Annotated in this window: 24 protein-coding genes; 6 read left to right on the top strand and 18 right to left on the bottom strand. The window is 59.9% G+C overall.

The genetic code is table 11. The features are described from left to right. Window positions 1-31 precede the first annotated feature (31 nt). From O8B93_RS19125 to O8B93_RS19100, 6 genes are all read right to left on the bottom strand, one after another. Window positions 32-1543 carry a serine hydrolase domain-containing protein gene (locus tag O8B93_RS19125; RefSeq protein WP_269711497.1) on the bottom strand — a complete coding sequence of 504 codons (1512 nt, stop codon included), beginning with the start codon at window positions 1541-1543 and terminating at the stop codon, window positions 32-34. A 213-nt stretch (window positions 1544-1756) separates the two neighbouring features. Further along, entirely contained in the window at window positions 1757-2497 is a 741-nt protein-coding gene (locus O8B93_RS19120) for an ABC transporter ATP-binding protein (RefSeq protein ID WP_269711496.1), read from the bottom strand. Next, window positions 2494-3324, bottom strand: coding sequence for an ABC transporter ATP-binding protein (locus O8B93_RS19115; protein WP_269711495.1), 831 nt, complete (start codon window positions 3322-3324; stop codon window positions 2494-2496). The genes O8B93_RS19120 and O8B93_RS19115 overlap by 4 nt, the downstream gene beginning before the upstream one ends. Before the next feature lie 3 nt (window positions 3325-3327). Then, window positions 3328-4230, bottom strand: a complete 903-nt coding sequence (gene nikC / locus O8B93_RS19110) for a nickel transporter permease (RefSeq protein WP_004433196.1) — start codon at window positions 4228-4230, stop codon at window positions 3328-3330. Beyond that, a complete protein-coding gene (locus tag O8B93_RS19105; RefSeq protein ID WP_269711559.1) occupies window positions 4227-5240 on the bottom strand; it encodes an ABC transporter permease in 1014 nt (337 codons plus the stop codon). The genes nikC and O8B93_RS19105 overlap by 4 nt, the downstream gene beginning before the upstream one ends. A gap of 2 nt (window positions 5241-5242) precedes the next feature. Further along, complete coding sequence (locus tag O8B93_RS19100; protein ID WP_269711494.1) at window positions 5243-6838, bottom strand: ABC transporter substrate-binding protein; 1596 nt, start codon at window positions 6836-6838, stop codon at window positions 5243-5245. A 237-nt stretch (window positions 6839-7075) separates the two neighbouring features. On the opposite strand from O8B93_RS19100, the gene O8B93_RS19095 reads away from it, so the two are divergent. Further along, on the top strand, window positions 7076-8116 hold the full coding sequence (locus O8B93_RS19095; protein ID WP_269711493.1) for a dipeptidase: 1041 nt from the start codon (window positions 7076-7078) through the stop codon (window positions 8114-8116). Between the two features lie 58 nt (window positions 8117-8174). Here the strand turns inward: O8B93_RS19095 and O8B93_RS19090 are convergent, their stop codons facing one another. After that, the gene (locus O8B93_RS19090; protein WP_269711492.1) at window positions 8175-8468 is read right to left on the bottom strand and encodes a hypothetical protein; all 294 of its coding nucleotides are present in this window, start codon (window positions 8466-8468) and stop codon (window positions 8175-8177) included. 277 nt (window positions 8469-8745) lie between these two features. Between O8B93_RS19090 and mprF the strand changes: the two genes are divergently transcribed. From mprF to telA, 3 genes are all read left to right on the top strand, one after another. Next, window positions 8746-11346 carry a bifunctional lysylphosphatidylglycerol flippase/synthetase MprF gene (gene mprF / locus O8B93_RS19085; protein WP_269711491.1) on the top strand — a complete coding sequence of 867 codons (2601 nt, stop codon included), beginning with the start codon at window positions 8746-8748 and terminating at the stop codon, window positions 11344-11346. After that, on the top strand, window positions 11343-12713 hold the full coding sequence (acvB, locus tag O8B93_RS19080) for a lysyl-phosphatidylglycerol hydrolase AcvB (RefSeq protein ID WP_269711490.1): 1371 nt from the start codon (window positions 11343-11345) through the stop codon (window positions 12711-12713). Before mprF ends, acvB begins: the two co-directional genes overlap by 4 nt. 201 nt (window positions 12714-12914) lie before the next feature. Further along, window positions 12915-14243 (top strand): telomere resolvase TelA, encoded by a 1329-nt coding sequence (gene telA / locus O8B93_RS19075; protein WP_269711489.1) that lies wholly within the window; start codon window positions 12915-12917, stop codon window positions 14241-14243. Between the two features lie 45 nt (window positions 14244-14288). On the opposite strand, the gene O8B93_RS19070 is transcribed toward telA, so the two are convergent. From O8B93_RS19070 to graD, 7 genes are all read right to left on the bottom strand, one after another. Then, a complete protein-coding gene (locus tag O8B93_RS19070) occupies window positions 14289-15575 on the bottom strand; it encodes an MFS transporter (RefSeq protein WP_269711488.1) in 1287 nt (428 codons plus the stop codon). Window positions 15576-15795: 220 nt separating this feature from the next. Next, entirely contained in the window at window positions 15796-16134 is a 339-nt protein-coding gene (locus tag O8B93_RS19065; protein WP_269711487.1) for a YciI family protein, read from the bottom strand. Further along, the gene (gene graB / locus O8B93_RS19060; RefSeq protein ID WP_269711558.1) at window positions 16131-17018 is read right to left on the bottom strand and encodes a hydroxyquinol 1,2-dioxygenase; all 888 of its coding nucleotides are present in this window, start codon (window positions 17016-17018) and stop codon (window positions 16131-16133) included. The genes O8B93_RS19065 and graB overlap by 4 nt, the downstream gene beginning before the upstream one ends. 15 nt (window positions 17019-17033) lie before the next feature. Next, complete coding sequence (graC, locus tag O8B93_RS19055) at window positions 17034-18089, bottom strand: maleylacetate reductase (RefSeq protein WP_269711486.1); 1056 nt, start codon at window positions 18087-18089, stop codon at window positions 17034-17036. Between the two features lie 3 nt (window positions 18090-18092). Next, on the bottom strand, window positions 18093-19076 hold the full coding sequence (gene tsdA / locus O8B93_RS19050; RefSeq protein WP_269711485.1) for a gamma-resorcylate decarboxylase: 984 nt from the start codon (window positions 19074-19076) through the stop codon (window positions 18093-18095). Between the two features lie 46 nt (window positions 19077-19122). Next, on the bottom strand, window positions 19123-20352 hold the full coding sequence (graA, locus tag O8B93_RS19045) for an FADH(2)-dependent resorcinol hydroxylase oxygenase component (RefSeq protein WP_269711484.1): 1230 nt from the start codon (window positions 20350-20352) through the stop codon (window positions 19123-19125). 37 nt (window positions 20353-20389) lie between these two features. Beyond that, window positions 20390-20929: an FADH(2)-dependent resorcinol hydroxylase reductase component gene (gene graD, locus O8B93_RS19040; protein WP_080824349.1), complete on the bottom strand. Its 540-nt coding sequence runs from the start codon at window positions 20927-20929 to the stop codon at window positions 20390-20392. 205 nt (window positions 20930-21134) lie between these two features. On the opposite strand from graD, the gene O8B93_RS19035 reads away from it, so the two are divergent. Together O8B93_RS19035 and O8B93_RS19030 are read left to right on the top strand one after the other, a co-directional pair. Next, window positions 21135-21566, top strand: coding sequence for a MarR family winged helix-turn-helix transcriptional regulator (locus O8B93_RS19035; protein WP_269711483.1), 432 nt, complete (start codon window positions 21135-21137; stop codon window positions 21564-21566). A 133-nt stretch (window positions 21567-21699) separates the two neighbouring features. Further along, a complete protein-coding gene (locus tag O8B93_RS19030) occupies window positions 21700-22089 on the top strand; it encodes a hypothetical protein (RefSeq protein ID WP_269711482.1) in 390 nt (129 codons plus the stop codon). Window positions 22090-22223: 134 nt separating this feature from the next. Here the strand turns inward: O8B93_RS19030 and O8B93_RS19025 are convergent, their stop codons facing one another. From O8B93_RS19025 to O8B93_RS19010, 4 genes are all read right to left on the bottom strand, one after another. Continuing rightward, window positions 22224-22859 carry an outer membrane protein gene (locus tag O8B93_RS19025; protein WP_269711481.1) on the bottom strand — a complete coding sequence of 212 codons (636 nt, stop codon included), beginning with the start codon at window positions 22857-22859 and terminating at the stop codon, window positions 22224-22226. Window positions 22860-23098: 239 nt separating this feature from the next. Next, window positions 23099-24535: a sensor histidine kinase gene (locus O8B93_RS19020; RefSeq protein WP_269711480.1), complete on the bottom strand. Its 1437-nt coding sequence runs from the start codon at window positions 24533-24535 to the stop codon at window positions 23099-23101. Next, the gene (locus O8B93_RS19015) at window positions 24532-25206 is read right to left on the bottom strand and encodes a response regulator transcription factor (protein ID WP_269711479.1); all 675 of its coding nucleotides are present in this window, start codon (window positions 25204-25206) and stop codon (window positions 24532-24534) included. The genes O8B93_RS19020 and O8B93_RS19015 overlap by 4 nt, the downstream gene beginning before the upstream one ends. Before the next feature lie 149 nt (window positions 25207-25355). Continuing rightward, the gene (locus O8B93_RS19010; RefSeq protein WP_269711478.1) at window positions 25356-25988 is read right to left on the bottom strand and encodes a TetR/AcrR family transcriptional regulator; all 633 of its coding nucleotides are present in this window, start codon (window positions 25986-25988) and stop codon (window positions 25356-25358) included. Window positions 25989-26040: the final 52 nt, after the last annotated feature.

Genomic DNA, 26040 nt, shown 5'->3' with positions numbered 1-26040 from the left:
CAGGACCGCCATGGTCACAATTTAACAGCGGCTAAAAGCTTCGCGAATATTCGATGATCCGCGCCCGGCTGGACACCAGCTCGATCCGGTCGTCACCCAGCCGGTTGAGGCAGACGCGCTTCGTCCACGGCCCATCGATGAGCGTGAACAGAAAGCGGCCATTGCCGAGCGCCTTCAAGGGCATGCTGCAGCGCGTGGGGCCGATCCCCATCGTCAGTGACGAACCGCTGATCGAAAATTCCGCTCCCTCATCCGAGCGCCACAAGCCCGAAAGATCGTCCGGCACGACATGCTGGCCGACCGGCAGGAAGCGGCGGGCGGCGTGACCGGCCTCGCCGACAATGGCGGCACCATCCAGCCTAAGACGCATTGGAGAGGATGCGGAACGGGAGGAGACCCAGCCATCGACATCTTCATAAAGCGTGTCGTCACCATCGATAAAGGTGGATGTGCTGCCCTTTATCTCAAGCCACCACGGCCCGCTTTCGGTGACATAGAGGCCTTCCGGCAGGCTGGCGGCAGGCTTGGGCAAAGGCAGGCCGGTCAAAGCCGCCATGCTTTCCAGCGCGATCTTGAAACCATTGGTATCCTCACGGTTCGACACCACGACGAAGCCAGTGCCGTTTTCCGGATCAAGCAGAAAGTAAGTCTTGTAACCCGGATGCGAACCGCCGTGACCAACGAAACGCCTGTCACCGAGATGCGACCAGCGCAGGCCGAGACCATATTCGCTCATCCGTCCATCGGCGAGCGGCCGCTCAGCCGAAAGCGCGTCAAGAATACCCGCGAAGCTTCCCTCGCCCCGCATCACACCCTGCAACCAACGGGTAAGTGCTTCGGCGCTGCCCGCAAGGCTACCCGAAGCGGAAATATGCAGACCGGCGACCGACAGCTGCCAGTTGTCTTCGGCTTTCCAGTAACCCGGCACCAGCCCGTCGACTGGATCGTTCCAGACATCCGGCGCCTTGAGGAACACGCCAAAGGGACCGGAAATCTGTGTCTGCACAAAATCATCGAAACGGAAACCGCGACGCTCCAGCGCAGCTTCCACCAGCCGGTAACCCGTATTGGAATAGGACACCTCACTGCCGGCAGGAAAATTCAGCCGGGTGAGCCGCGACAGATATTCGAGAAGCGGTTCGGCCTTCGTTTCGGTATAAACGGAAAGACCAAGCAGCGAGAGGCATTCACGCGTATCCGGCAGCCCGCCGCTCATATCCAGCGCCTGCCCCACCGTGACGTCGCGGAGCGGCGGCTGCAACTCCGGCAGATGTTTGCCGAGTGGGTCGTCAAGGCCGATCAGATCGGAATGCGCAAGCACCATGGCGCAGAAGGCATGTTTGGTGACGGAGGCATACCGCACCACGCTCTGCTGCGTGAAGGGCGCAAAGGTCGAGAGGCTTTCGACACCGCCGGCATGGGCGAAACGGATGCCATCGAGATCAAAACCGATGACCGCCCCGCCCGGCTCATTGTCCGCCCATTGCGAGACGAAGCTTTGCGAAAGGGTTGAAGCGGCGTTCCAGTAGAATTGCTGTGACATTGTTCGATCTCGTGTCTTGTCGTCTCTACAGAAAGCCTCAGCATCGCCGCTTGTTTCTTCTCCCCGAGGGGGAGAAGGTGGCCCGAAGGGTCGGATGAGGGGGCAACGGTAGAGATTTACGGGAAGCTTGCCCCCTCATCCCGCTGCCGCGGACTTCTCCCCCTCGGGGAGAAGAAACTCGTGGCACCCGCTCGATTTATTGGCAACGTAGACTCAGGCCGGTTCTTCCAGCCGGATACTCAGGCTACGCAACTCTTCCGTATGCGGATGTTTGGTCCGGCCCTCGCGCAGATCGCCGGCACTCAGCTGCTCCACCATGTCGCCATTCAGCATCACGCCAACCTGCGGGCACAGATGCGCAATGACCGCGAGATTGTGGCTGACGAGAATATAGGTGAGGTTGCGCGCCGCGCGCAGGTCCTGCAACAGGTTCAGGATTTCCGCCTGCACCGACACATCGAGCGCCGAAGTCGGTTCATCGAGCAGCAGCACCTGCGGATCGGCAATCAGCGCGCGGGCAATCGCCACGCGCTGGCGCTGGCCGCCGGAGAGCTGGTGCGGAAAACGGAACCGCACCGCCTGCGGCAGCGCCACGTCGGACAAGGCCTGCTGGATGCGCCTTTCAATATTGTCCATGCCGTGCACCAGCGGCAATTCGCTGAGAATACGGTCGATGGTCTGGCGCGGATGCAGCGAGCCATAGGGGTCCTGAAACACCATCTGCACCTGCCGGAAGAACTCCGGCGTGCGCTTCAGCGGTGCGTCCTTGCCGGCAAAGGCAATGCGCCCTTCCCAGCTTTCATTAAGGCCGGCCATGGCGCGCAGGATGGTGGACTTGCCCGAGCCGCTTTCGCCGACGATGCCGAAGCTGCCGCCCTTTTCCACCGAAAAGGAGACGCCCTTCACCACTTCGCGGTCGCCGAACTTGATACGGAGGTTTTCGACGTCGATCATCGGCTGGACCACGCTGCATCACGGTTGAGAACGGGAAGACGCTCGCGCGGATGCGTCAGCGAGGGAATGCAGTTCAGAAGTCCCTTTGTATAGGGATGTTCGGCTTTCAGGAGTTCGGACGCCTTCAGCTCCTCCATCACCCGGCCGGAATACATGACGGCGACGCGATCGCAGAAATGCGAAACGAGCGGCAGGTCGTGGCTGATGAGGATAAGGCCCATGCCGCGTTCCGACACCAGCTCCTCGATCAGCCGCAGGATTTCCGCCTGCACCGTCGCATCAAGCGCGCTGGTCGGCTCGTCGGCGATCAGGAGTTCCGGATCGGGCGCCAGCATCATGGCGATCATCACGCGCTGGCCCATGCCGCCGGAAACCTCATGCGCGTAGGATGAAGCCACCTGACGCGGATTGCGGATCTTCACCTGATCAAGCAGGCCGATCGCCGCTTCCATGGCGGCCCGCTTGCTGCCGCCCTTATGGGCACGCCAGGCTTCCGCGATCTGCGCACCCATGGTCTTCACCGGGTTCAGCGAATATTTCGGGTCCTGCAGAATGAAACCCGCCCGCTTGCCGCGGATCTGGCGCATCTGCCTTTCGCTGGCGGACAGCACGTCGATGCCGTCGAAGGCAAGCTTGTCAGCACGGATATCCGCATTGGAGGGCAGAAGCTTCATCAGCGCCCGCGCCGTCAGGCTCTTGCCCGAACCGGATTCACCGACAATGCCGAGCTTTTCAGTGCCGAGCTTCATGGATACACCGCGCACCGCCTCAAAACGGCTGGTGCGAGTCTGGAAAGCGATCTTCAGATTTTCGATTTCGACCAGCATGGCTCAATGTCCCTTCGGGTCGAGAACGTCGCGCAGGCCATCGCCAAGGAAGTTGAAGGCGAGCGAAACGAGGAAGATGGCGATGCCGGGAATGGTGGCGACCCACCATTGTTCGAAGATGAAGCGCTTGGCCGTCGCAATCATCGCACCCCATTCCGGCGAAGGCGGCTGTGCGCCCATGCCGAGGAAGCCGAGGCTGGCGGCGGTGATGATGATCGAGCTCATGTCGAGCGTGATGCGCACGATAAGGCTCGGCACGCAGAGCGGCGCGATGTGACGCGCAATGATGCGCCAGGCGGAAGCGCCGGTCAGCCGATAGGCCGCGACGAAGTCGCTGCCACGCACCGTCATGGTTTCGGCGCGGGCGAGACGCGCATAGGGCGGCCATGCGGTAAGCGCGATGGCGAGAATGGCACTTTCAACGCCGGGCTTCAGTGCCGCGACGAAGGCGAGCGCGAGGATGAGGCGCGGGAAAGCCAGGAACACATCCGTCACCCGCATCAGCACCGTATCGACAATGCCGCCGAAATAACCGGCGATGCAGCCGATGGCGAGGCCAATGGGTGCCACGAGAACGACGACGGCAATGACCATGCCGAGCGTGACGCGGCCGCCGTAAAGAATACGCGAGAGAATGTCGCGGCCCAGCTCATCCGTGCCGAACCAGTGTTCGGCGCTGGGGAATGCCAGGCGATTGCCGAGATTCTGCGTCGCCGGATCATAGGGCGCGAGCAGCGGTGCCAGAAGCGACAGCGCGATGAACAGGACGATGATGGTCAGACCGATCACCGCCAGCGGATTGGACTTGAGGTTGAGCCAGATGCGATACCGGTTTCCCCAGGCAGCCTGTGTGCGGGAATGCGGCGTCTCATCCAGAGCCCAGTTTCTGAAATTAGCTAACATCATCGAACGCGAGGATCCATAACTCTGTAAAGCACGTCTGCAAGCAGGTTGAGGGCGACATAGATGAAGCCGATCAACAGGGTTGCTCCGACGACCGGGTTCATGTCCGCGTTCATGAGCGAGACGGTGAGGTATTGACCAAGGCCCGGCCAGCTGAAGACGGTTTCCGTCACCACGGCACCTTCGAGAAGGCCGGCATAGGTGAGCGCCAGAACCGTGACGAGCTGCACGGCGACCGTCGGGAAGGCGTGTCCCCAGATCACGGTCATGGCCGAAAGCCCCTTGGCGTGGGCGGTGATGACATATTCACCCTTCAGCGCGTCGATCATGAAGGCGCGTGTCATGCGGGTGATATAGGCCATGCTGAAATAGGCGAGGATGCAGACGGGCTGCACCATATGGGCAATGGCGTCGTAAAAGGCGTCCCAATCACCGGCAAGCAGCGTGTCGACCGTCATCAGGCCAGTGACCTGCGTGATCATGCCGTCATAGATGATGTCCTGCCGGCCCGGTCCCGGTGCAACGCCAAGCGTGGCGTAAAAGACGAGCAGCGAGATCAGCGCCAGCATGAAGACAGGCACGGAGTGACCGGCAAGGCAGATGACGCGGATCACCTGATCCGTCAGCTTACCCTGCTTCACGGCGGCCCAGACGCCCAGCGGAATGCCAATCAGCGCGGCCAGAATGAGAGCCGCGGTGGCAAGTTCGAACGTGGCGGGGAAAACGCGCTTGATATCGATCCAGACCGGATTGCGGGTCAGGATCGAATTGCCGAAATCGCCATGCAGGACCTGCGTGACATAATGGAAGAACTGCACGACCAGCGGCTGGTCGAGGCCCATTTCGGCCCGCACCCGCACGATGACGTCTTCGGGCGCGTTATCGCCGACCGCCGCGATGACGGGATCGACGGGCATGACGCGCCCGATCATGAAGGTGATGACCATCAAACCGAACAGCGTCAGGAGGACGCTGCTCAGTATCGACGATATGCTTTTAACGCGCTTGTTCAATGTCACGCTTTCTTCGCATCGTGGTAGGAATTGCCCTCGGAGAGAACGCCGAGTTCGAAGCCTGAAACGCCCTTGCGGAAAGCTGCCGTCTTCGTGGTCTGGAACATGAACACGAACGGGCTGTTTTCCATGTGCTCGCGCTGCAGGGCTTCATAAAGCTCCACGCGCTTTGCCGGGTCCTTCTCGTCACGGGCGGCTTCCGCCTTGGCGGCGAAGTCGTCGTTCTTGAAACGCGAACGCCACAGGAAGGGCTTCGACTTGGCGTCGTCGCCATTGTCCTTGTTGATGTTGAAAACATCGGCATTGGAATGCGGATCGAAATAATCCGTGCCCCATGCAGAAAGCGCCATCTGGTGTTCGCGAGCGCGCATCTTGGTCAGAACCTGACGGTTTTCAGCCGATTGCAGGCGCACCTTGATGCCGATATCGGCAAGGTTGGCCTGAATGGCCTGCGCCAGATCTGGGTAAGGCTGGGCGGAATAGTGGTCCATGCTGATCTCGAAACCGTCGGCAAGGCCGGCTTCGGCCATCAGCGCCTTCGCCTTTTCGACATCGCGCTGGAACGGAATGTCGTTAACGGCGCCGGGGAAACCCTTCGGCTCGAAGCTCTGGTGGATCTCGTGCGTCAGCGACACCAGGTTTTCCTGCATGCCCTTATAGTCCAGCGCCCACTTGATCGCCTGCCAGACCTGCGGCTTGGCAAGGTTCTCATTGCCCTGGTTGAGCGAGATCAGCACCAGCGAGGCGATGGACTTGCGCTCCAGCTCGATATTGGCATCGTCCTTGACGGTGCGCAGCTGCTCCGACGTCAGATCGCGGGCAATGTCGATATCGCCCTTCTGCAGCATCAGCAGCTGGGAAGACGGATCGGTGACGTGACGCAGCACGATACGCTTGATATTGCCCTTGTAGGGGCCGTTCGGGTTGACCGCGAGCGCGACGCTTTCGCTCGGCTTCCAGGCCTGCAGCATGAAATCGCCGGAGCCGGCGCTGTTCTTCTGCAGCCAGCCATTGCCGAGGTCTTCGCCGGACGCATTGGCAAGAACCGCCTTCTTTTCGACAATCGCGCCGATATTGGCGGAGAGGCAATAAAGCAGGAAGGAGATGGCGGTCGGCTTTGCCGTCGTCAGCTTCACCGTCTTGTCGTCGGCGGCAACGATGGTCGTTTCGGCATTCTCAGGCGTGAAGCCGAACTGGCTGATGATGAAGGCCGGGCTCTTGTTCATCTTGATGGCGCGCTGCAGCGAGAAGGCGACGTCTTCGGCGGTCACTTTCGCGCCGCTGGAGAAGGTAGCTTCGTCACCGATCACGAAGGTGAAGACCTTGCTGTCCGCATCGGCTTCCCAGGATTTCGCGATAACCGGATCAACCTTGGTGGAATCCTCGCGGTTGGCGCGCACCAGCTTCTGATACATGTTGGAGATGATTTCACCGCCGACGGCTTCGAAACCTTCATGCGGATCGAGGCTCGTCATATTGTCCAGCTGCTGCGCGACCACCAGAATATCCTTCGGTGTCGCGGCAAAGGCCGGAATGCGCGCATAGGACAGGAACGGAACGGCAGCGCCGGCAATCAGCAGGTTGCGTCTTGAAATCATCGAAAATCCCCTTTCGGACCTTATTTTTCGGAAAACGGTATGGGTCTGCCCCAATCCAGTCATTTTTTTTATGTTTTCCCGCGATTAACACGAGCAAACGAGGCCCGACCAATTCCAAATTTGGCAGAGCCTATGCACGGATTGCATTTGCTCCCGCCTTGACCTTTCCTCTACCAATTCCCAAAAGTCTGAATAGACGCGCATCCGCGCCCTCCCCCTATCCGAAGGTGAATGACCATGACCGATGAAAAAACCGTACCCGTCTTCGACGGCCACAACGACGTACTTCTGCGGTTATGGCGATCGGGCAATGCCTCTCCCGAAACGCTTCTGATCGAAGGCGATACGGTTGGCCACATCGACCTGCCGCGCGCCAGAAAGGGCGGCCTGGCCGGCGGCCTCTGCGCCATCTACGTACCCTCGCCCAGCATGGAAAAGGACGCCAACGGCGATTTCTCGACACCGGACGAGGCAGACGCGCTGAAGGCGACACTCGGCATGGCGGCCCTGCTGTTCCGCGCGGAGAAACAATCCAAAGGCGCACTCAAAGTCTGCCGCACCGCCGGTGATATCCGTAGCGCCATGGCTGAAGGGGCCTTCGCCTCCGTCTTTCATATCGAGGGCGCGGAAGCGATCGGCGCTGATCTGAATGCGCTGCATGTTCTGCACGAGGCGGGCCTGCGCACGCTCGGACCGGTCTGGAGCCGTCCGAATATCTTCGCTTATGGCGTTCCCTTCCGTTTCCCCTCGACGCCGGATATCGGCCCGGGCCTGACGGATGCCGGCAAGCGGCTGGTAAAGACCTGCAACGAGCTGAAGATCATGGTCGATCTCTCGCACATGAACGAACAGGGCTTCTGGGACATCGCCAGGATTTCAGATGCGCCGCTGGTGGCGTCACATTCCAACGCCTATGCCGTGTGCAATCACAGCCGCAACCTCACGGACCGCCAGCTGGACGCCATCCGCGATACGGGCGGCCTTGCCGGCATCAATTTCGGCGTGCTGTTCCTGCGCCAGGACGGCGTAAAGAACCCGGATACCGATCTTGGCGAACTGGTCCGCCATGTGGATTATATCGTCAATCGCATCGGCATCGACCATGTCGCGCTCGGTTCGGATTTCGACGGCACCACCATTCCGGCCGCCATGAAGGATGCGGGCGATCTGCAATTGCTGGTCGGAGCGCTGCGCAAGGGCGGTTATGACGATGAGGCGCTGGCCAAAATCTGCCACGGCAACTGGATCCGCGTGCTGGAAAAAACCTGGGGCGCATAAAGACACTTCGTTTCTGCACTCCGGCGCCAAAGCGCCGGAGACAGGAAGCGGCGGGGCCTCAGGCCTTGGCCGCTTTTTTCTTGCCCATGGCGCGGAAAGCGAAAAGCCCGGCAACAAGACCGATCAGCGCCCATTTCATCGGCAGCACGTCCGCCGTCTCGCTGCGGATCGGCCGCACCGTCACGGTGCCCGGACGGGATTCATAACCCGCCTGACCTTTGCCCTGCGCCTCGGCGATCTGTTGCGGCGAAACTACCCATTCGGCCCCGCGCATCTTGTCGAACGTCATGTAGCCGCCTCCCGCCACGAGGGCGACGACGAGCGCAATCACTATTCTAGTCGGCAGGTTCATCTGTATCTCCTTGCATCGAAAGGAGCGTGTAGTTGCATTAAACGCCGCCACCAGGCAACCACCACGTTTAATTTAATCATGTTTTCGCGAGCAACGAAGGTCTCACATTTTCAAGTTGCATTGCGGCTGTTAAATTTGGCAGAATCTGGCGACAATCTGCACAAACTTCACATCGACACGTCACGCAATTCTGCTAAGCAAATTTCCTCAACCGAAACGAATTAGCGACACAATCCTGTGGTTCGCCAACCAACGGGACTGGCGCTGGAAAAAGTAAATGGCAGACAAGAGCGAAGTTATAGAGACGGATATTACAGAATCCCCGGTTGAAAGCTTTTTCGCCAGAAACCGGCCCTATCTGACGGCCATTGCCATAACGCTCATCTTCGTGATGATGACGTTTGCGATTTACCGTCTCACGTCGGAAGTACGATATGACGATGTCATCGCCGCTCTTCTTGGCACGTCGTTATCCGCTGTTCTGCTCGCCATCGTGTTTACGGCGCTGAGCTTCCTCTCGCTGATTTTCTACGATGCGAATGCCATCGAATATGTCGGCAAGAAAGTCCGCTTTCCGTCAATGGCGGTCACGGCCTTTGCGGCCTATGCCATCGGCAATACCGCCGGCTTCGGTCCGCTGAGCGGCGGCGCCATCCGCTTCCGCGCTTATTCCCGGCTCGGTCTTTCGCCGGGTGATATCGCCCGCGTCATCGCCTTCGTCACGCTCTCGTTCGGCCTCGGGCTACTCTCGGTCAGCGCGCTTTCAACCTTCATCGTCGCGCCGCGCATCGCTGCGATCATCGGTTTCGATCCGCTGGTGCTGAGGGGCGGCGCGCTCGCCGTCATCGCCATCCTCGTGGTGACAGCCTATGTCGGGCGCAACGGCAAGGCGATCCGGCTCGGCAAATGGCAACTGCGCCTTCCCGACAGCCGCACATCGTCGCGCCAGTTTCTGGTGTCCGCCTTCGATATCGCCGCATCGGCCTCCGTTCTCTATGTGCTGCTGCCGGAAACCCATCTCGGCTGGCCGACCTTCTTCGCGATCTATGCCACGGCCGTTGGCCTCGGCGTGCTCAGCCATGTCCCTGCAGGCCTTGGCGTCTTCGAAACCGTCATGGTCGCGGGTCTCGGCAATGCCATCAGCGTCGATCAGCTGCTCGGCAGCCTCGTTCTTTATCGCGTCATCTACCACGTCCTGCCGCTGGTAGTCGCCATTCTGGTCATGATCGTTTCCGAAACGAAGCAGTTCGCGGCCAAGCCGGTGGTTTCCGATATCAGCCAGCTCGCCGTCAAGCTCGCACCGCCGCTGCTCTCCACCTTCGCGATCATTCTCGGCACCATGCTGATTTTTTCGAGCGTGACGCCGACGCCGGATAGCAACCTCGATTTCCTGTCCAATTTCGTGCCGTTGCCGATCATCGAAGCCGCGCATTTTCTCACGAGCATTCTCGGCCTCGGCCTCGTCGTCGCCTCCCGTGGCCTCGGGCAGCGGCTGGACGGCGCCTGGTGGATTGCCCTCATTGCGGCCTCTCTCGCCCTCATCCTCTCCATCCTCAAGGCCATCGCGGTCTTCGAGGCGGTATTCCTCGGCATATTCATCGCCGCACTCGCCCTCAATGTGCGCAGCTTCAACCGGCACGCCTCGCTGGTAAAACAGGCGCTGGGACCAAGCTGGCTGGCGGCAATGGCCGTCATCATCGCCGGTGCGGCAACCATCCTCCTGTTCGTCTATCGTGATACCGATTACAGCCACGCATTGTGGTGGGAATTCGAGTTCTCCGAAGAAGCCCCCCGCGGACTGCGCGCCCTGCTCGGTCTGGTGCTCGCTTCCTCCACCATCGCAATTTTCAGCCTGATGCGGCCTGTTACCTTCAAGCCGGATTCCATCCAGCCGGAGGACGTGGAACGCGCCACCGATATCGTCATGCAACAGGATTCGGCCGACGCCAATCTGGTACGCATGGGCGACAAGCATGTGATGTTCTCCGAAAGCGGCAATGCCTTCATCATGTACGGCATCCAGGGCCGCTCGTGGATCGCCTTTGCCGATCCCGTCGGCGACGAGGAGGATTTTCCCGACCTCGTCTGGCAATTCGTGGAAGCCGCCCGCGGGGCCGGCGCCCGCGCCGCCTTCTACCAGATTTCGCCCTTCCTTCTCTCCCATTGCGCCGATGCGGGCCTGCGTGCCTTCAAGCTCGGCGAACTGGCGCTGGTTGATCTCACCGCCTTCGAGCTGAAAGGCGGCAAGCTTGCGACCCTTCGCCAGTCGCTGAGCCGCGGCGCGCGCGACGGCCTCACCTTCGATGTCGTTGAGCAATCTCAGGTGCCCGATATCATGGGTGAGTTGCAGCAGGTCTCCGATGGCTGGCTTGCGCACCACAATACGCGGGAAAAGCGCTTCTCGCTCGGCGCTTTCGAACCTGATTACATTCTGTCGCAACCCGTCGCCGTGCTGCGCAAGGACGGAAAAATCACCGCCTTTGCCAATCTGATGGTGACGGAGACGAAAAAGGAAGCCACCATTGACCTCATGCGCTTTTCGGCGGATGCGCCGCGCGGCTCGATGGATTTCCTCTTCGTCAGCATCATGCAGCATCTGCGCGAGGCGGGATATGAAAGCTTCAATCTCGGCATGGCGCCGATGTCCGGCATGTCGAAACGTGATGCCGCTCCCGTCTGGGACCGTATCGGCAGCACGCTGTTCGAGCATGGCGAACGTTTCTACAACTTCAAGGGACTTCGCGCCTTCAAGGCAAAGTTCCACCCGAAATGGGAACCGCGTTACCTTGCCGTGCAGAACGGCGCAGACGCCGCTCTGGCACTGATGGATGCGACGGTTCTGATCAGCGGCGGCGTCAGAGGAGTGATCGGAAAATGATGAAACGCAACCTGGTAGGGGCATTCATTGCCGCTTCGACGCTACTCTCCTCGTCCGTCGCCTTTTCCCAGGATAAGCCGGCTTATGAAACCGGCATGATCCCGGCCGACCACATCATGGTGCCGGATGGCGATATTCAGGCCAGTATTTTCCTGATTTCGGATGCCAATGGCTGGACGGAAGCTGACGAGACCCGCGCCAAGGCGCTGGTCGAAAAAGGCGCCGCCGTCGTCGGCATCGACTTCAAGGAATATTTAAAGGCGCTCGAAGCCGATGATGACGAATGCATCTACATGATCTCGGACATCGAGTCCCTGTCGCAGCAGATCCAGCGCACTGCCGGCACCGGCAGTTACCGTCTGCCGATCGTCACGGGCATTGGCAAGGGCGGCACGCTTGCGCTCGCCATGATCGCGCAAAGCCCAGTTTCCACAGTGCGGGAGGCGGTGGCGGTGGACCCGAAGGCGGGCCTGCCGCTGGAAAAGATTCTCTGCACCCCCGCAACCAAGAACAAGGTGGATGGTGAAACCGTTTATGGCCTCACCGATGGCGCCCTGCCGGCACCGGTCAGCGTCATCTTCACCCCTGACGCCGACCAGAAAGGCCGCGATCACGTCAACGCGCTCGTAAAACTGCATTCCGACATCGAGGTAACCGACGTTACCGACAAGGCGGACGAGGTGCTGACCCAGACCCTTTCCGACAAGGTCGATGCAGCTGGCGACAGCGACAACCCGCTCGGGCTTCCAATCACGGTTCTGGAAGCAAAACCTGTCATGGACACCATGGCGGTGATCTATTCCGGCGACGGCGGCTGGCGCGACCTGGATGAGGAAGTCGGCAGCGCCCTTCAGAAACAGGGTGTGCCGGTCATCGGCGTCGATGCCCTGCGGTATTTCTGGAAAGAGAAGGAGCCGAAGGAAGTGGCGAGTGATCTCGCCCGCATCATCGACACCTATCGCAAGGAATGGAAAGTCCGCAATGTGGTACTGATCGGTTATTCCTTCGGCGCCGACATCATTCCCGCCACCTATAATCTCCTGCCCGACCGGGTGAAATCCTCCGTTGCGCAATTGTCTCTGCTCGGCCTTTCCGACCAGGTGGATTTCGAAATCTCCGTTCAGGGATGGCTTGGCGTGGCCGGCGAAGGCAAGGGCGGCAAGACCGTCGATGACATCGCCAAGATCGATCCCAAGCTGGTGCAATGCGTTTATGGCACCGAGGAGGAGGATGAAGATCCCTGCCCCGGCCTCAAGGCAAAGGGTGTCGAAACCATCGGCATCGAAGGCGGGCACCATTTCGACGAGGATTACGAGGCGCTTGCCAAACGCATCGTCGCCTCGCTGAAAACCAGGCTGGCGAAATAACCCGCCGCAACCGGCGCCACAAGCAGCATATTACTGGCTATACCTGTAGTTCCCGCTGGCAGTGAAGCTTGCGGAATCGATCAAACTATTATTCAAAAGAAACCGGCCTGCGGCGAATGTTCATCACATTCCCGCAACCGTTCTGTCGTTGATCGCCAACCATGGATTTTATATTTCCGGACCGGTTCAGGGAGCCGCCGCATGCTCGCCGCAAAACGAAAAACAAAAACACCGGTCCTCGTGGAACGCATCGATCAATTCGTCAGCCAGGTCAAAGCGGCGATGAAAAGCGACGATGCTTCGCGAAACAGGAAAATCCGCGATCTCTGGGATGCCGAGGTCCGCTATCATTTCGACAATGGCCGTACGGAAAAGACGCTCGAACTTTACATCATGAAATATCGCAACGCCCTGAAGGCCGAGTTTGGCCCGAAGAGCACCCCGCTTGCCATCTGCAATATGAAGAAGCTGCGCGAGCGGCTGAACACCTATATCGCCCAGGGCGATTATCCGAAGACAGGCGTGGCGACATCGATTGTCGAAAAAATCGAGCGGGCGGAATTCAACACCGCCGGCCGCAAACCCACGGTTCTCCTTCGCATCGCCGATTTCATTGCCGCGATGAACGGCATGGGCGCAAAGCAGGAGATGCAGGCCCTGTGGGACGCCGAAATCGCCATCATGAAGGGCCGGGCCCAGACGACGATCATTTCCTACATCACCAAATATCGCAACGCCATCCGCGAAGCCTTCGGTGACGACCATCCGATGCTGAAGATCGCTACTGGCGATGCCGCAATGTATGACGAGGCCCGCCGGGTGAAGATGGAGAAGATCGCCAACAAGCATGGCGCACTCATCACATTTGAAAACTACCGGCAGGTTCTGAAGATCTGCGAGGATTGCCTCAAGTCGAGCGATCCCCTGATGATCGGCATCGGCCTCATCGGCATGACGGGACGCCGCCCCTATGAAGTCTTCACCCAGGCGGAGTTTACACCTGCCCCCTATGGCAAGGGCATCTCCAAATGGAGCATCCTGTTCAACGGCCAGGCCAAGACGAAACAGGGCGAGGGTACGAAATTCGGGATTACCTATGAAATTCCGGTCCTGACACGCTCCGAAACCGTGCTGGCCGCCTATAAGCGGCTGCGCGAAAGCGGCCAGGGAAAATTATGGCATGGCATGTCGATCGACGATTTTTCCTCGGAAACCCGCCTGCTGCTGCGCGACACGGTTTTTAACCTGTTCGAGGATATCTGGCCGAAAGAAGAGCTTCCCAAACCCTATGGCCTCAGACACCTCTATGCCGAAGTGGCCTATCACAATTTCGCGCCGCCCCATGTGACGAAGAACAGCTACTTTGCCGCCATTCTCGGGCACAACAATAACGACCTCGAAACGTCGCTGTCCTATATGACCTATACGCTGCCGGAAGACCGCGACAATGCGTTGGCGCGCTTGAAGCGGACCAATGAGCGGACATTGCAGCAAATGGCGACGATCGCGCCGGTATCCCGCAAGGCATGAAGCGCCAGCCGCGGGTTTTCAGTCCCGCAACCGGCGCTTTGTTTGTCAAACCCGCGTGTCGCCCGATGTGCGGTAAAGCAGGGTCAATACCGTCAGCATCAGCCCAACGACCGCGACCGAGCCGAAAATGTAGAAATTCCACTCCGGCGCCAGCCCCCTTTGCAGCACTAGGCCGCCGATCATCGGACCGGCAATGCCGCCAAGCCGTCCAACCGCCAGCGAAAAGCCGAGACCAGTGCCGCGAATATGGACGGGATAAAGCCGCCCGACCAGAACATTGGCGAGAATCTGGGTTCCGATGGTGCCGGCACCCGCAAGCGCCACGAACACATAAAGAAGCGGACCCTTGTTGACCGTCAGGGCGAAGATCGATGCGGCACCGATGGCAAACAGGATCGCCACCACCACCTTGACGTTGCCCTTGTCCGCAAAGCGTCCGCCGATAAGAATACCGATCGCGGCGCCGACATTGAGCATGACGGCGAAGCTGAGCGCTGAGCTGATGTCGTAACCCATCTTGTTCATGATGGTGGGCAGCCAGTTGACCATGCCGAAGGTGAGCAGCAGCGAGCAGAAGTGAATGCCCCAGGCATTCAGCGTCGAGGCCAGCCTGCCTTCCGAAAACAGCGCGCCGACGCCGCCCTTCTGCGTTTTTGCGTGCGGCACGATGCGTTGCAGACCATAAGTGTCGCAGATGCCGTCAGCCTCCGCCTGCCGACCCTTGCTCGCCAGCCACTCCGGCGATTCCGGCAGGAAGCGCATGAAGATCGGCAGCAGGATGAGTGGCAGGCCGCCGATCAGCATCAACGGTCGCCAGCCATAGCTTTCCAGAAGCAGCATGCCCATGACGCCGGAAATGATACCGCCGATAAGATAACCGAGGAAAGACAGGGAATTGGCCTGCGCCCTGCGCTGCGGCGGCGAAAATTCCAGCACCAGTGCGGTAACCGTCGGCAACAATGCGCCAAGTCCGAGACCAGCGAAGAAGCGGGTAATTTCGAAGGCGAGAAAATTCGGCGTCATGGCCGAAGCAATCATCATCGCCGAAAAACCGGCGAGGCTGAGCAGCACTACCTTTCGGCGGCCGATGCGATCGGCCATGGTGCCGGCAAACAGTGCGCCGAGCAGCATGCCCACCAGTGTCAAGGCGGCAGCGCGCCCGACCATAGCAGGGTTAAGCGCCCAGGCGCCTTCTTTCAGCAGCGCCGGTGCGACCGCGCCATAAACGACCAGATCGTAACCGTCGAACATGATCATCAGGCCGCATGTCGCGATGACGCCGGCCGGGTTCTTCGTCCGCACGGAAGCGGCGCTCAGATAATTCGTGGACATATTCCTCCCTTTCACGCATGAACGCGCCATCCGGTATGGATCAGCGTCTCCCCGTCCCTGCATTATCCTGCGTGAGTGCCCGGCTGGCTCCACCCTGATATGTGCCCTGCTCCTGTCAAGCCACATGTCGCCGATATCACTCGTCTTCGATTAAATGTTGCATTTGCAAAAATTGCAAATGAAATATTGATAAATGCCAATTGCCCTGCGATCGCTGAAATCAGCTGGATTCCAGCCCGGAAATCATCGACAGCGTCGGCGTCCAGTTCAAAATACGAATGCGATTGTAGACCCCGTGAACAACGAAGGGATCGGCGTCACTGAAGGCGATGACGTCATCAAGAGAACGCGCCTCGGCGATGATGAGTGCGGCAGCTGGACTGCCGTCACTGGCGCTCATCGGGCCGGACGCAAGGATACGAAACCCCTCGGGCTTGACCTCGCCATTGCGCAAATGGGCCTTATGCGCCTCCAGCTGCGCCACCCGTTGCTCCGTCGCATTGGGATCGCTTTCGGCAAACCGCACGTAAAGCCGGGATTGATCGCTGCCGCCCTTCATCGGGCAAGCACGAAATCGTGGTTCACGGACCAGAACCAGTCGCCGGCAAAACCAAGCTCCTGCGCCTTCTCTCGATCCTCCACCCGGTCAAAATTCGCCAACAGGCTTTCCTTCACGCCGAACACCGCGTCAGAGCGGATATAGGGGTCGTCGGGATCGAAAATATGGGTGACGAGCGTAGTGAAGCTCTCGGCCGAAACGATGTAGTGCAGATGCGCCGGGCGGTATGGATGCCGCCCCATCGCCCGCAACAGCCGCCCCACCGGGCCGTCATCCGGTATCGGGTAATATTTGGGTTTCGCCGCCCGGAACCAGTAATGCCCGTCCTCGCCGGTAACAAAGACGCCGCGAAGGTTGAAATCAGGCTGGATGCCCTTCTGCTGCACGTCATAAAAGCCCTCGTCATTGGCCTGCCAGACATCGATACGCGCGCCGGCAACCGGCACCCCTTCGGTATCGAGAATACGGCCGGTGACGACCATGTCCTCACCCTTGCCATCGAGACAGATGTTCGACCCCATCGGCATTTCCGGCGCATCGGCAACATGGAAGGGGCCGAGAACAGTGGATTCCGACGCGCCGCTCGGCTTGCGGTGGTTGATGGCATCGACCAGCATGGAAACACCGAGAATATCGGAAAACAGGATCCATTCCTGCCGCCACTCGTTGCAGATCTGGCCAACTTCGGTGAGGAAATGAATGGCCTTCATCCACTCCTCCTCGGTCGGCTCAATTTCCTTCACCGCCTCATGCAGCTTGCGGGTCACGACCGCCATGATCTCCTTCAAGCGCGGATCGTCACAATCGCGCATGCGGGCAATCACGGTTTCGGCCGAGCGCTCTTCGACGAAATAGCCGTCGTCAACGGTCATCTTCGTATGCATCATGTCTTCCTCCCATCACGCTGGCCGTGCGCCCTCGAAGGCGCGCTGCAGCAGGTCGCGGATCGCGGTTTTCTCAATCGGCCGCGGGCACCAGTAAGGATTGGCCGTCGCAAGCTCGGCCATGGGGTCGAGATCGTCAGCCCCGACGCCCAGGGCCGCCAGGCTCGAAGGTGCGCCGAGCCGCGCGGCAAAATCGAAAAGCCCCGCCCCGGCCCGGCCGCCAACCAGCGCAGCCAATGGTGCGAGCAGATCCGGCGCGGCCTCTTCCACATAAGCGATGGTGTGCGGCAAAAGCACCGCATGGGTTTCCGCATGCGGCAGATCGAGACTGCCGCCCAGCGTGTGGCAAAGCTTGTGATGCAGCGACATGCCGACCGCACCCAGCACCGTGCCGCAGAGCCACGCGCCATAAAGTGCCGTCTCACGCGCGCCGATATCCTGCGGCGCAGCCCGCACGGCGGGAAGCGCCTCGATCATCGCCCGCAGCCCCTCGACCGCCATCAGGCTGGCGATCGGATTCCGATCTTGCGCATAAAGCGCTTCCGCCGCATGCGCCATGGCGTTCAGCCCGCTCGTCATGCTGATAGAGATCGGCAGTCCAAGCGTCAGTCCCGCATCATAAATCACCACCTCCGGCAGGATCTCCGGACCACGCAGGGTGGTTTTCACGCCATTTTCCGTCTGGCCGAGAATGGGCGTGACTTCCGAACCGGCATAGGTCGTGGGTATGACGATTTGCGCCGCATCGGTGCGTAGCGCAATCGCCTTGCCGAGACCGGTGGTGGAACCGCCACCCAAAGAGACGACGCAATCACCTCCGACGGCGCGGTAGGCCTCAACCGCCGTTTTCGTCACCTCGACCGGCGTATGCATGGTCGCATCGGAAAAGACGCCGGCCGCGAGCTGGCCGAGCCGAACCGCCAGCGCCTCCGCGTCGGCCTTTTGTTGCGGCGTGGACAACACCAGCGCTCGCTTGAGGCCAAGGCGTCGGATTTCCTCCGCCACCCCCGCCGAGCTGCCCGCCCCAAAAACGATGCGGGCAGGTGCGGCCGTGTAGACGAACGGCTGCATGGCTCAGGCCCCGTCGAGCTTGAACAGGCGGCGCGCATTGGTGCGGCCGATCTTCACCCGGTCCGCCTCGGCGATACTCGTCGCATGGAACCAGTCGGAGGCATGGTCGATATTCTCGAAGGGCCAGTCGGTGGAGAACAGGATGCGATCCGCACCGATTTCCAGAATGGCATCGATCAGCGTCTGGGTGCGGAAATTGCCCGAGGTGGTGATGTGGAAGTTTTCGTTGAAATAATCCACGAAACGGCGCTTGGCCGGATAACGCGGCGGCAGCTTCACCCAGGCATTGCGATGGTCGATGCGCCACATCATGTAAGGCAGGCCTTCGCCCATATGGCCGAGAATGATGTTGAGGCGCGGATGCTCATCGAACAGGCCGGATGCCATGAGGCGCAGCGCATGCACGGCCGTTTCCTGCGCAAAGGCCCAGGTGGGGCCGAGCAGCCAGGGGTGGCCGTCATAGATGCGCGAATCCTGCGGCAGCGGATTACGCGGATGCAGGTAGAACGGCACGTCGAGCTTTTCGATCTCACCCCAGAAAGGGCGATATTGCGGCAGGTCGTAATAAAGCGGCGTCTGGCCGTCGCCCTCCTGGCTGAAACCGTTGACGAGCGCGCCGACGAAACCGAGATCGTTGACGCAGCGCTGCAATTCCTGCGTCGCCGCATCGGGGTCCTGCAAAGGCAGGGCCGCGAAGGCGAGGAAACGGTCCGGCCGCTTGGCGCATTCTTCGGCCAGCGCATCATTGGCGCGCCGCGCGATCTCGATTGCCTTGGTCTTGTCGGGAATGGCCTGCACCGCAGGCGCATTCAGGGACAGGATCATGGTCTCGATGCCATGCGCATCCATCAGCTTCAGGCGCGTATCCTGAATGTCGAGCAGGCGGTGCTGCAGTTCCTTCCAGTAGTCGCCGGGCACGAAACCGGCAGAATCCTGAAGTGTTTCCGGGATTGCGAAATGCTCCTCGAGAGCGACCTTGCCTTGCATGTAGTTTCCTCCAAATTTCACTGTCGATTTGCCGCCTGAGTGGCGATCAGAATTGGCCCTTGGGTTCGAGGCCGAGCATGCTCTGGCCAATCATGGTGCCGACGGCATCCCAGTTCATGCTGATGTGGCGGCCCACCGCATTGGCATCCCGCCAGGCGCGCTGTACCGGGTTCGCCAGATCGAGCCCGACGCCACCGGTGGAGTCATTCAGCGCCTGCACCGCACGCAACGAGAGAGACACGGCAAAGGACTGGCCACGACGGCTCAAAAGGCGGTCATCCACGGTAAATTCCGCCCGGCCTTCGATCCGGGCCTGCGCCAGCGCCTGTGCCCTCGCCACATCGCGCAGCAGGATTTCGCAGGCTGCGTCAACGCTCGCCGCCGCTTCCGCAACACGTAGCTGGATGGTCGGGAATTCCGCCATGCGGTTATTGCCACCCGCCACCGCGCCTCGCGTGACCCGGCCGCCGACATGATCGACATAGGCGGCAAGCGCACCCTTGGCCGCGCCGACACCGGCCGCCGCGAGACAGGAGGGAATGCCGGTCAGAAGCGGCATGTTGAACAGGCCCTCTTCCGCATAATAGCGTCCACCGGGCGTGCGGCCGCTGGTGGCGTCCGGAAAGGTCAGAACCCGGTGTTCAGGCACGACGACGTCATCAAGAACCAGTGTCTTCGACCCTGTGCCGGCCAGCCCCACCACATGCCAGGTGTCTTCAACGACATATTCGCTGGCGGGAACGAGCAGAAAGGCGGGAACCGGCTTCCCTTCACCCTTCGGCGGCAGAATGGCGGCACAGAGAGACCATTGTGCATTCTCGCAGCCAGAGGCGAAGGCCCATTTGCCGCTGAGGCGATAACCGCCATCGGCAGCCTCCGCCATCTTCACCGGCGCATAGGAGCCACACAGCAGCGCGTTGGGATTTTCACCCCAGACATCGGCCTGCGCCTGTTCCGGAAACATCGCCAGCAGCCATTGATGGGCAGATAGCAGGCCGGCGACCCAGCCCGTCGACGCACAGGCCGCCGAAAGCTCGATATTGGCTTCCACCAGCTCGGCGAAATCGCCACCCTTGCCTTCGAAGGCGCGGGGCTTGACGATATCGAAATAACCGATGCCACGCAGCGCCTCGATATGGCTGGCGGGCACACGCCGCGCCTCTTCCGTTTGCCGGGCGCTTGAACGGAAGAGATCAGCTATGCCGGCAACGCGGCTGGCGAGGCGGACATGCGGGTTCGTTTGCACCGGCTGCGGCGCATGGCTCATGTCGTTCATGATTGTCTCCTTGCGGGAATGATCTGACCGTTGAAATTCAGACGGGTTCGTGCGCGGGGCTTGCGGCGCAATATTGAGCGTTCTCGTAAAGCAGCGGCCGTGTCGTCTCGCTGACATCGGCCGAAACGACCTGTCCAATGAAGACGGTATGGGTTCCATAGGGCATGGCCGCAACCCGGCGGCAAGCGATGGCGGCATGGGCCGTCGGCAGGTAAAGAACGCCATTATCGTGGCGCTGCCAGCTGCCGTCACGGAAACGTTCCTCCGGCGGCACCTTGCCGCTGAAGCCGTCCGAAAGCGCGATCTGGTCCTGCGTCAGCACGTTGACGATAAAATCTGGCCGGCACAGCAGCAATTCATGCAGCAGGGTACGATTGTTCAGGCAAACCAGCAGAGACGGCGGCTCCATCGAGACCGAAGTGACAGCCGTCACCGTCATGCCATGGTCGCGCTGATCACCCGCGGCGCAGGCGGTGATAACCGTCACGGTTGCCGGAAAACGGCGCATCGTCGAACGGAAATTCTGGCCGACGCCTTCAGGCGCAAGGCCGCTGAGGCCAAACAATGCTGATGTCATGAGATCCTCCCAAATCCTGTGTTTCTATTTATTTTCATTTGCAACATTTGTCAATGCAAATGTTTTTCGTCATTTTATATGGCCGGGAATCCAGCCATTCCCCGGCGTTTTGGAGCGAAGCTATTGAAACGGATGAATTGTGCCGGTACAGCCGATAAGCGCACATCAGCATCTGCGCAGATGGTTCTCAAACGGGGATTTGCTCGTGTCTTATCACTTCACCGACTCGGTACCCTACCTGCTCAACTGGGTGGGCGTTCGGCTGGGCGAGCGTTTTTCCGTGAGGCTGACGTCCTACGACATCACGCTGCCGATGTACCGCGTGCTGGCGACATTGCGACAACAGGAAAGCAAGACGCTGACCGAGCTTTCGGACATGGTGTCGGTGGAAATTTCCACCCTGTCGCGACTGGTGGGGCTGATGGTGCGGCGCAATCTCGTCAGCCGCGAGCGGCCTGCCGACAACGCCCGCATCGTACGCATCACCCTGACGACAAAGGGCGAGGAACTTGCGGACGAGCTCATGCCCATCGCAGCCATGTTCGAAAAAACCGCGATTGAAGGCCTCGACCCGGCCGAGGTGAAGCTTTTCAAGAGCATCCTGCGCCATATCGGCCTCAATATCGCCGGTCTCTGAGAGCGGCGCCAGAGCGCTGCTGTCGCTGGAGCCGGAAACAGCAAACCAAACCCCCGCAGGGTCTTTGCATGCAATGTATCTGCAATGGCCGATTCCTATCCTCGCGAAACCTCACGCGGATGAAAGGAATCCCATGCCTGAGAGATCGTCAGTGGCCGTCCCGGCAGCAATCTTCCTCGTCGCCGGCGCATCGCTGCTGCTGACGGCCTGCGCGTCAACCGTCATGAAAAGCTATATCGGCGCGCCCATCACCAGCGTGATGCTGGATTACGGCCCGCCGGACAATATTTACAGCCTCGGCCCCGGCCAGCAGGCCTATCAATGGCGCAAGAACAAAACGCAGGTTGTCGCCGGCTCCTCAAGCGGAGAAGTGCGGACGACACGGCGTGGCGAACGTTATGAAGTGTCGGAAACACCCGGTTATGTCGAGCGCATCGATTGTTATTATACATTCTACACCCGCAATTCCGGCAGCGAATGGTATGTGACGAGTTTCCGGCAGCCTTCACTCGAATGCGAGTGATCCTTCCTGCGTCTCCGATTTCGGTCCGCCGCCGCCCGCCTGTTTTGCGCTCCGCGGCGTTCTGCCGCCGCTTCCACGTTGAAAGCGGCGGTATTTTTTGAATTCTCCCTGGAAGCCTCCATGGAACGGGCCGATCAGAAGCGATAGTTCAGACCGGCCTTGATGACGTGATCGCTGACATCGGTCTTCGACCTGCCGCTGGATGTCGTCGTGGCCACATTTCCCGTATTCACATAATTATATTCAAACTTTGCCGACAGGCCGCCGCCAAAGCTCTGTTCGACACCGGCACCAACCAGATACCCCTGTTTCCAGCCGTCGGGACCCGTCACGCCATTGCCATCCTTAAACTTCGTCGTGGTCAGGCCGGCCGTACCATAAAGAAGCGTGTGGTCGAGCGCCACACCGGCCTTTAACTTGGCCGCACCCCGGAAACGCTCACGCAACCGGCCGTTCGGCACACGCGCATCGTTTCCAAGATAGGAGCCTTCCACTTCCGCACCGACGACGCCGGAGCCGAACTGGAAATTATACCCCGCCTGAACACCACCCGTCAGGCCACGGCCGCTGGCCAGTGGACTGAATTTCGGAGAGGCGACGCCACCATGCGCGCCGACATAGGCTCCGCTCCATGAGAAAGCCGGCTGATTGCCGTAGTCGAAGGATTGCTGCGTATTGTAGTTGGTGAGATCGGCGGAATATGCATTGCCCGCAACCGCGACCGCGACGGCGATAGTGACGGCGGCAAGCGATTTCTTGATGATCGGCATGAATGACTCCAGACGAAACCGCTGCGCCAAGGTCTGGCGCCCGCAAGGTTTCAGTTCGCGTTGAAGAACCGGAAACCGGTTCCCGTTCGTCTCCTGCGCCCAATCGGCATGACATGCCGATGAGCTCAGCAGATACGGGCATTTTCCCCGCGAGAATTGCGCCTGCATTGCACGCGACCAGTTTTATTAGAAATAATTGATTTATTTAATATGGTTAGAAGAATTTCTTTAACCATATTTTAAGGATTTCCGATCGCCGCACCTTTCGAGACAGCGGAACGGATTTCCAGCCGCACGCAGAAGCCGGGATAGAGATCAAGGAACAGAACACGGCCACGATGAAGCTCGGCCGCCTTCTGGACCAGATTCAACCCAAGGCCAGCCCCCGGCGAATTCGTGTTGATGCGGTGAAACGGCTCGAATACCTGGCTGCGCTCCGGAACCGGTATACCCGGCCCTTCGTCGCAGACCTCGATGGCACCCGCAGCGTCGATCCGGATCGTGATTGCCCCCCTGCCACCGGCATGATCAATTGCATTGCGAACGAGGTTGACGACCGCCATCTCGATGATCGACGCCTGCACGGTAAAGATCGCCGTACCCACGCTTGGTTCAAAATCGAACTCGTAACCGGCGTCCATCGCAATCGGTGCGAGATCGGTCGCGATGCGCTCGACAAGTTGATTGAGATCGCACGGCTCCGCAGGCAGTTCCACCGCACCCACGGCCTGCATTTCCAGCAATTGATGCGCGACCCGGGTGAGGCGATCGATATCCGCCCGGATCTGACGGCTCAGCGCGTCATCGGGCAAAAGATCGGCTCTGGTCCGCACGATTGCGATCGGCGTCCTCAGCTCATGCGCCGCATCGGCCAGAAAGCGGTTACGGCGATTATACCCGTCATCAAGCCTCGAAAGCGCAACATTGAAGGCATCCACCAGCGGGATGATTTCAAGCGGGACTTTCGAACGGTCGATGCGGGCGGAACGGTTCTCGAAATCGATGGACTGCGCCTGCTTCACGGTCTCCATCAGTCCGCTTAGGGATCGCCCGACCGCCCGTGGGGTCACGAGCAGTGTCGCGATGCCCGTCAGGATCAGCATCGGCACGACGGCGATCAGAATGATGAAGCCGAGCGCCGGCAGCACGGTCAGCCAGCGAATGGCGCCCTCGGCATCCTTTTCCAGATCAAGCTGGACATTGATCCAGATACTCAGGCCGTCATTGGGGATTCCCTCTTCTGTTCCGGCAATGAACTGAAGCCGCCCGGCGGATGTATCGCGGTTTTCCACGGTGGCGCGCACTGTACCGGCAGCCTCCAGCCGCGCGCGGTCAAAACTCCATGGAAAGGCCGCCGACAGGACAGGTGCCGGAACAACACCATATTGCAGGACGATGTCCTTGGTGTCCCGCACCACAAACCACAGATTCGGATATCGCCGTTTCAGCTCCGCCAGTTCCGGCGTCGCAGATAGTTGCGGCCTGCCCTGTCCATCCTTTGTCACGCTCTCCGCGACAATGCGGGCAGACTCTTCATTCGCACCTTCGAGCCGCGGATCAATGATCCATATCCAGCCGATGAGAAGGATGACGAAAAGGACGAGCAGGAAGGCCTGCAAGGCGAAAAGACGCTTCATCAGCCCCCATCGCAGGGATCGATCATGTGCCTTCTTCATGTCTTCAACCGGACGAGGTAACCGATATTGCGCACGGCTCTTATCTCCACCGTCGCTTCCGCCTGTGCCAGCTTCTTACGGATGCGGGAAATATGGGCGTCGAGAGCATTGGACTCGATCTCGTCATCCAGCGTGTAGACGGCCTCGATCAGGTTTGACCGGGTGACAATGCGGTTCGGACGGCGCATCAGGGCCTCCAGCACCAGATATTCCCGCCGCCGCAATTCGATGACGGAACCGGCGACGCTGACTTCATTGCTGCGGGGATCGATGCTCAGATTTCCGAAATGCTCATATTTGTCGGAAAGCGAGGGGCCACGCCTGTGAAGCGCTCTCAGACGGGCGAGCAGTTCCTCGATTGCAAAAGGCTTGGCAAGATAATCATCCGCCCCGGCATCGAGCCCGTCGACACGGTGATCGACACTTCCGAGTGCCGTCAGAACAAGGATAGGCACGGAATGTTTGCTGCGGCGAAGTGAAGCCACGAGGTTCAGCCCCTCGCCATCGGGAAGACGGCGATCCAGAACCAGCACATCGTAGGAGCCGTCACGCGCAAGAGCATCGGCGTCGCTGATGGTGCTGACATGATCGGCAAGCACATCCCGCCGGCGCAAGGCTTCCAGAAGCGCGCGCGCCATTTCGGGTTCATCCTCAAGAAGCAAGATGCGCAATGACGTTCCCCAAGATGAATTCTTGCCATTCCCACCACTGGTCGGTGAATGTTGCAGCTACATTGCAGGAAGCCAGAGGGTCGGTGCGTCATTCTCTACATGGCTGGGGCAGCGCTGCAACAGACGTTTCCGGCAAACAGGCTCTCAGCCTACGAACCCGGCCTGTAACCATGTCTCGCATAAAACCGGTCAAGCTCGCGCTGCTGCGCCACCTCACCGGTATAGATAGCGATATAGTCGGGAATCCTCTGCATCCGCACCGCCACATCTTCCTCTGACTGCATGGAAATATAGCCGATCTGCACGAGATAGGTGGTGCGGGCCCGCACATCCGCCATGGTTTCACCATGGCCGAAACGCATGAACATGCGGGAAAGCGCCGCCATCCTCATGTCGTCGGCTTTGCCGACTTCCGCGAGAATCTCATCCGACTGGAGAGCCCAGCTTCGAACCGCAAATTCAAAGCGGCTGTCGAAAAGCGAGGGATCCAGCCAGCAGTCGAAAATATTCAGCATGGCTTCGGCCAGCGTTTCGGCATAAGCCTCCGACTGCCTGATGATACTGCCGGTGTTCTTCTCACGCCAGCGTGAGACCAGCGCGGCCAGCAGCTCCTCCCTGTCCTTGAAGAACCAGTAAAAGCTCGTGCGCGACAGGTTGAGCTTTTTAGCCAGGGGCAGAATCTTGACGGAATCCACACCCGATTCCAGCAGGGCCTGATAGGCGGCCTCAAGCCACCCCTCATACGAACCGCGCCAGCCTGTCTCGTTCAATGTCGCTTCCATGATGATTTCCTATCAAATCAGCCTAGACGCGACAAGGCGAATGTTCAGCTGT

The organism is Martinezella rhizogenes, assembly GCF_027460065.1.
In the GTDB taxonomy this organism is placed as follows: Bacteria; Pseudomonadota; Alphaproteobacteria; order Rhizobiales; family Rhizobiaceae; genus Agrobacterium; species Agrobacterium rhizogenes_C.
Note: the sequence above shows the minus strand (reverse complement) of the source record. Positions and strands in the feature narration are given on the sequence as shown.

Bases quoted from the DNA above. Each gene is read 5' to 3' on its own strand.
- O8B93_RS19125 (WP_269711497.1), bottom strand. From the start codon at position 1,543: ATGTCACAGCAATTCTACTGGAACGCCGCTTCAACCCTTTCGCAAAGC.
- O8B93_RS19120 (WP_269711496.1), bottom strand. From the start codon at position 2,497: ATGATCGACGTCGAAAACCTCCGTATCAAGTTCGGCGACCGCGAAGTG.
- O8B93_RS19115 (WP_269711495.1), bottom strand. From the start codon at position 3,324: ATGCTGGTCGAAATCGAAAATCTGAAGATCGCTTTCCAGACTCGCACC.
- nikC (WP_004433196.1), bottom strand. From the start codon at position 4,230: ATGATGTTAGCTAATTTCAGAAACTGGGCTCTGGATGAGACGCCGCAT.
- O8B93_RS19100 (WP_269711494.1), bottom strand. From the start codon at position 6,838: ATGATTTCAAGACGCAACCTGCTGATTGCCGGCGCTGCCGTTCCGTTC.
- O8B93_RS19095 (WP_269711493.1), top strand. From the start codon at position 7,076: ATGACCGATGAAAAAACCGTACCCGTCTTCGACGGCCACAACGACGTA.
- O8B93_RS19090 (WP_269711492.1), bottom strand. From the start codon at position 8,468: ATGAACCTGCCGACTAGAATAGTGATTGCGCTCGTCGTCGCCCTCGTG.
- mprF (WP_269711491.1), top strand. From the start codon at position 8,746: ATGGCAGACAAGAGCGAAGTTATAGAGACGGATATTACAGAATCCCCG.
- acvB (WP_269711490.1), top strand. From the start codon at position 11,343: ATGATGAAACGCAACCTGGTAGGGGCATTCATTGCCGCTTCGACGCTA.
- telA (WP_269711489.1), top strand. From the start codon at position 12,915: ATGCTCGCCGCAAAACGAAAAACAAAAACACCGGTCCTCGTGGAACGC.
- O8B93_RS19070 (WP_269711488.1), bottom strand. From the start codon at position 15,575: ATGTCCACGAATTATCTGAGCGCCGCTTCCGTGCGGACGAAGAACCCG.
- O8B93_RS19065 (WP_269711487.1), bottom strand. From the start codon at position 16,134: ATGAAGGGCGGCAGCGATCAATCCCGGCTTTACGTGCGGTTTGCCGAA.
- graB (WP_269711558.1), bottom strand. From the start codon at position 17,018: ATGCATACGAAGATGACCGTTGACGACGGCTATTTCGTCGAAGAGCGC.
- graC (WP_269711486.1), bottom strand. From the start codon at position 18,089: ATGCAGCCGTTCGTCTACACGGCCGCACCTGCCCGCATCGTTTTTGGG.
- tsdA (WP_269711485.1), bottom strand. From the start codon at position 19,076: ATGCAAGGCAAGGTCGCTCTCGAGGAGCATTTCGCAATCCCGGAAACA.
- graA (WP_269711484.1), bottom strand. From the start codon at position 20,352: ATGAACGACATGAGCCATGCGCCGCAGCCGGTGCAAACGAACCCGCAT.
- graD (WP_080824349.1), bottom strand. From the start codon at position 20,929: ATGACATCAGCATTGTTTGGCCTCAGCGGCCTTGCGCCTGAAGGCGTC.
- O8B93_RS19030 (WP_269711482.1), top strand. From the start codon at position 21,700: ATGCCTGAGAGATCGTCAGTGGCCGTCCCGGCAGCAATCTTCCTCGTC.
- O8B93_RS19025 (WP_269711481.1), bottom strand. From the start codon at position 22,859: ATGCCGATCATCAAGAAATCGCTTGCCGCCGTCACTATCGCCGTCGCG.
- O8B93_RS19020 (WP_269711480.1), bottom strand. From the start codon at position 24,535: ATGAAGAAGGCACATGATCGATCCCTGCGATGGGGGCTGATGAAGCGT.
- O8B93_RS19010 (WP_269711478.1), bottom strand. From the start codon at position 25,988: ATGGAAGCGACATTGAACGAGACAGGCTGGCGCGGTTCGTATGAGGGG.